Source organism: Ramlibacter sp. (assembly GCF_035706265.1).
In the GTDB taxonomy this organism is placed as follows: domain Bacteria; phylum Pseudomonadota; class Gammaproteobacteria; order Burkholderiales; family Burkholderiaceae_C; genus Ramlibacter.
In genome coordinates, this window is sequence record NZ_DASSVG010000298.1 from 1 (window position 1) to 3,958 (window position 3,958).

3 protein-coding genes and 1 pseudogene are annotated in these 3,958 nt (G+C 72.0%); all 4 read left to right on the forward strand.

The features are described 5' to 3' along the window. Nucleotides 1-591: DUF58 domain-containing protein (locus VFM98_RS10925; protein ID WP_325109951.1), on the forward strand; the 591-nt coding region annotated here is incomplete at its 5' end. Further along, the gene (locus tag VFM98_RS10930; RefSeq protein WP_325109952.1) at nt 588-2,591 is read left to right on the forward strand and encodes a DUF3488 and transglutaminase-like domain-containing protein; all 2,004 of its coding nucleotides are present in this window, start codon (nt 588-590) and stop codon (nt 2,589-2,591) included. The genes VFM98_RS10925 and VFM98_RS10930, both read left to right, overlap by 4 nt. Further along, the gene (gene mltB / locus VFM98_RS10935) at nt 2,591-3,718 is read left to right on the forward strand and encodes a lytic murein transglycosylase B (RefSeq protein ID WP_414709013.1); all 1,128 of its coding nucleotides are present in this window, start codon (nt 2,591-2,593) and stop codon (nt 3,716-3,718) included. Before VFM98_RS10930 ends, mltB begins: the two co-directional genes overlap by 1 nt. Next, nucleotides 3,715-3,958 (forward strand): annotated as a pseudogene (locus tag VFM98_RS10940) (N-methyl-D-aspartate receptor NMDAR2C subunit); the annotation flags it as partial. The gene mltB and the pseudogene VFM98_RS10940, both read left to right, overlap by 4 nt.

Below are 3,958 nucleotides of genomic sequence, written 5' to 3' on the forward strand. Positions count from 1 at the left end.
CTCGATGCCGCGCACCGCGACCACTGGACCTGGACCGACGTGCCGGCGCAGGGCAGCTGCACCGTGCAGGTGGCGTTCCGGCCGCAGCGGCGCGGGCTGCACCGCGTGCCGGCGCTGACGGCGGAGACGCGCTTTCCGCTCGGCACCTTCCGCGTCTGGACGGTGTGGCGCCCGGCGGCGCAGGTGCTGGTCTATCCGGCGCCCGAGCCGCATCCGCCGCCGCTGCCGGCCGGCGAGCCGCGCTCCGGCGGCGCCGCGCTCGCGCGGGTCCAGAACAGCGGCGAATTCGAAGGCGTGCGGGCCTACCGCCCCGGCGACCCGATGAAGCTGGTGGTGTGGAAGAAGGCCGCCAAGTCGCACGAGCTGGTGAGCCGCGACACCATGCAGGCGCAGCGGCTGGAGCTGTGGCTGGATGCCGCGCAGACCGGCCTGCTCGATCCCGAGGCGCGCCTGTCGCGCCTGGCGGCCTGGGTGCTGCAGGCCGACAAGCTGGGGCAGGACTATGGCCTGCGCCTGGCCGGCCAGCAGATCGCGCCCGGCGCGGGCGAGGCCCACAAGCGGCGCTGCCTGGAGGCGCTGGCGCTGTGCTGAATCCCGCCCTGCGCCTGGCCGCGCTGCCGCGCGACAGCCGCGACACCCTGTTCCTGCTGGCGGTGATCGGCTGGGTGGTGGTGCCGCACGTGAACTACCTGCCCTGGTGGTGCTCGGTGTTCGTCGCCGGCGTGCTGGTGTGGCGCGCGCGGCTGGCGGTGCAGGCGCGGCCGCTGCCGGGCCGCTGGTGGGTGGTGGCCCTGCTGCTCGGCTCGCTGGCGGGCACCTGGTTCACGCACCGCACGCTGCTCGGACGCGACGCCGGCGTGACGCTGATCGTGGCGCTGCTGGCGCTGAAGACCCTGGAACTGCGCGCACGGCGCGACGCCTTCGTGGTGTTCTTCCTGGGCTTCTTCACGATGCTCACCAACTTCTTCTTCTCGCAGTCCCTCCCGGTCGCCGCCGCGATGCTGGTGGGGCTGCTCGGGCTGCTGACGGCGCTGGTCAACGCCCACATGCCGGTGGGCCGGCCGCCGCTGGCGGAGGCCGCGCGCACGGCCGGCTGGATGACGCTGCTCGGCGCCCCGGTGATGGCGGTGCTGTTCCTGCTGTTCCCCCGCCTGGCGCCGCTGTGGGGCATCCCCAGCGACGCCCTGAGCGGGCGCAGCGGCCTGTCGGCGCAGATGGAAGTCGGCGCCATCGCCAGCCTCGCGCTCGACGACTCGGTGGCGCTGCGCGTGAAGTTCCTCGACCAGGTGCCGCCGCAGCGCGAGATGTACTTCCGCGGGCCGGTGCTGACCGATTTCGACGGCCGCGCGTGGCGCCCCCTGCTGGCGCGCCTGGGCACGCGCTTTCCGCCGCCGCGGCTGGAGGATCCGCGCCTCACCGGCTTCGGCGCTCCGGTGCCCTACGAGCTGACGCTGGAGCCGAACAACCGGCCCTGGCTGCTGACGCTCGATGCCGCCGTCACGCCGCCGCACGCGCCCGGGCTCGAGGTGGCGATGACGAGCGAGCTGCAATGGGTGACCAACCATCCGGTGGTGGACCTGCTGCGCTACGAGGCGGAGAGCTACCTCTCCTTCCGCCACGGGCCGCCCTCGCGCGGGCTGGTGCTGGCCGAATACCGGCAGCTGCCGGCCGGCTTCAACCCGCGCACCCAGGAGCTGGCCGCGCAGCTGCAGCGCGACAACCCGCGCGAGCCGCAGGCGCTGGTGCAGGCCGCGCTGCGCCTGCTGCGCACCGGCGGCTACGTCTACACCCTGGACCCGGGCGTCTTCGGCCTGCACAGCGCCGACGAATTCTGGTTCGACCGCAAGCAGGGCTTCTGCGAGCACATCGCCTCCTCCTTCGCCGTGCTGATGCGCGCAATGAACATCCCCGCGCGCATCGTCACCGGCTACCAGGGCGGCGAGCTCAACGCGCTGGACGGCTTCTGGGTGGTGCGGCAAAGCGATGCGCACGCCTGGACCGAGGTGTATCTCGAGGGCCGCGGCTGGGTGCGCGTGGATCCCACGTCCGCCGTCGCGCCGGGCCGCACCGGCTCGCTGCAGCGGCTCGCGGCGCCGCGCGGCGTGCTGGCCGAGGCGATGGAGACGGTCAACCCCAACCTCTCGGCCATGGTGCGTACTGCCTGGGAGGCCCTCAACAACAGCTGGAACCAGTGGATCCTGAACTACACCCAGAGCCGCCAGCTGAACCTGCTGCGCAATCTGGGCTTCAAGTCGCCCGGCTGGGAGGACCTGGCGCGGCTGCTGATCGGGCTGATCGTCGCCACCGCGCTGCTCGGCGTGCTCTGGAGCTGGTGGGACCGGCGCCAGCACGATCCCTGGCTGCGGCTGCTGGGCCGCGCGCGGCGGAAGCTGCGCAATGCGGGCATCGAGGTCGGCCGCTCCACGCCGCCACGCCAAATCGCGAATCTTGTCACGACACGTTTCGGCGCGGATGGGCGACCATTGGCGGACTGGCTGCTCAAGCTGGAAGCGCAGCGTTATGCGCGCTCCGGCGGCACCAGCCTGGCCGCGCTGCGGCGCGAGTTCCACCACCTCGCCTGGCCCCGCTGATGTCCCTGTTCCGCTTCCTGTCGTTCCTCGTGCTGCTCCTCCCGCTGGCGCTGTCCGCGCAACCGCAGCGGCAGCCGGGTGACGAGCTCGTCGCCGCCGGCAAGGGCCGCGCGAGCGAACGCAGCAAGGCGCCGCCGCAGCGCCGCGGCCCGCCCTACGCCGAACGCGAGGACGCCATGCAGTTCGCCGACGAACTGGCGGCGCGCCGCGACATCGACCCGCAGTGGGCCCGCCGCATGCTCGGACAGGCGCAGAACCTGGCGGTGGTGTCGCGGCTGATGCAGCCCGCGCCGCCCACCACGGCCAAGAACTGGGCGGTCTACCGCAGCCGCTTCATCGACCCGATCCGCATCCGCGCCGGCGTGCGCTTCTGGGAGGAGCACCGCCGCACGCTGGAGGCGGTGGAACAGGAATACGGCGTGCCGGCCGAGATCATCGTCGGCATCGTCGGCGTGGAAACCATCTACGGCCAGCAGATGGGCGACTTCCGCATCCTCGATGCGCTGGCGACGCTGGCCTTCGACTTCCCGGACAACCACCCGCGGGCGGCCGAACGGGCGCAGTACTTCCGCGGCGAGCTGGAGCAGTTCCTGGCCTTCCACTACACCGAGAAGACCAGCCCGCTCGCACCGCGCGGCAGCTATGCCGGCGCCTGGGGCATGCCGCAGTTCATGCCCAGCAGCCTGGCGCGCTGGGGCGTGGACTACGACGGCGACAAGAAGGTGGACCTGGCCGCGAGCCCCGCCGACGTGATCGCCTCGGTGGCCAACTACTTCAAGGGCTATGGCTGGGTGACGGGCATGCCGACGCACTATCCGGTGCGCTTCGACCAGGACAAGCTCGATCTCGACGCCCTGCTCGCGCCGGACATCCTGCCCACCTTCGGCGTGGCGAGCTTCCAGGCCAAGGGCGCGGTGCTGGAAGGCCCGGCGCTGGAGCACCAGGGGCCGCTCGCGCTGATCGAGCTGCAGAATGGCGGCGACGCGCCGACCTACGTGGCCGGCACCGAGAACTTCTACACCATCACCCGCTACAACTGGTCGAGCTACTACGCGATGGCGGTGATCGAACTAGGGCGCGAAGTGAAGGAAGCGCTGCCGCGGCAGCAGAACGCCAGCAATCCATGACCACGAGCAACGCTTCCTGGCAGCGGCTGTGGCGCGAGCTGGGCGCGGAGACGGTGCCGAACGGCCTGTACAACCAGCTGGTGGCCGCCTACAGCGAGGCGCACCGGCACTACCACACGCTGCAGCACCTGCGCGCCTGCCTGGCCCATCTCGATGCCGCCGCCACCCTGGCGCAGCACCCGGTGGAAGTGGAACTGGCCCTGTGGTTCCACGACGCCGTCTACGACCCGCGCTGCGCCG

What these genes read in the sequence shown, in the direction of transcription:
- mltB (WP_414709013.1), top strand. Translation starts at nt 2,591, where the DNA reads ATGTCCCTGTTCCGCTTCCTGTCGTTCCTCGTGCTGCTCCTCCCGCTG.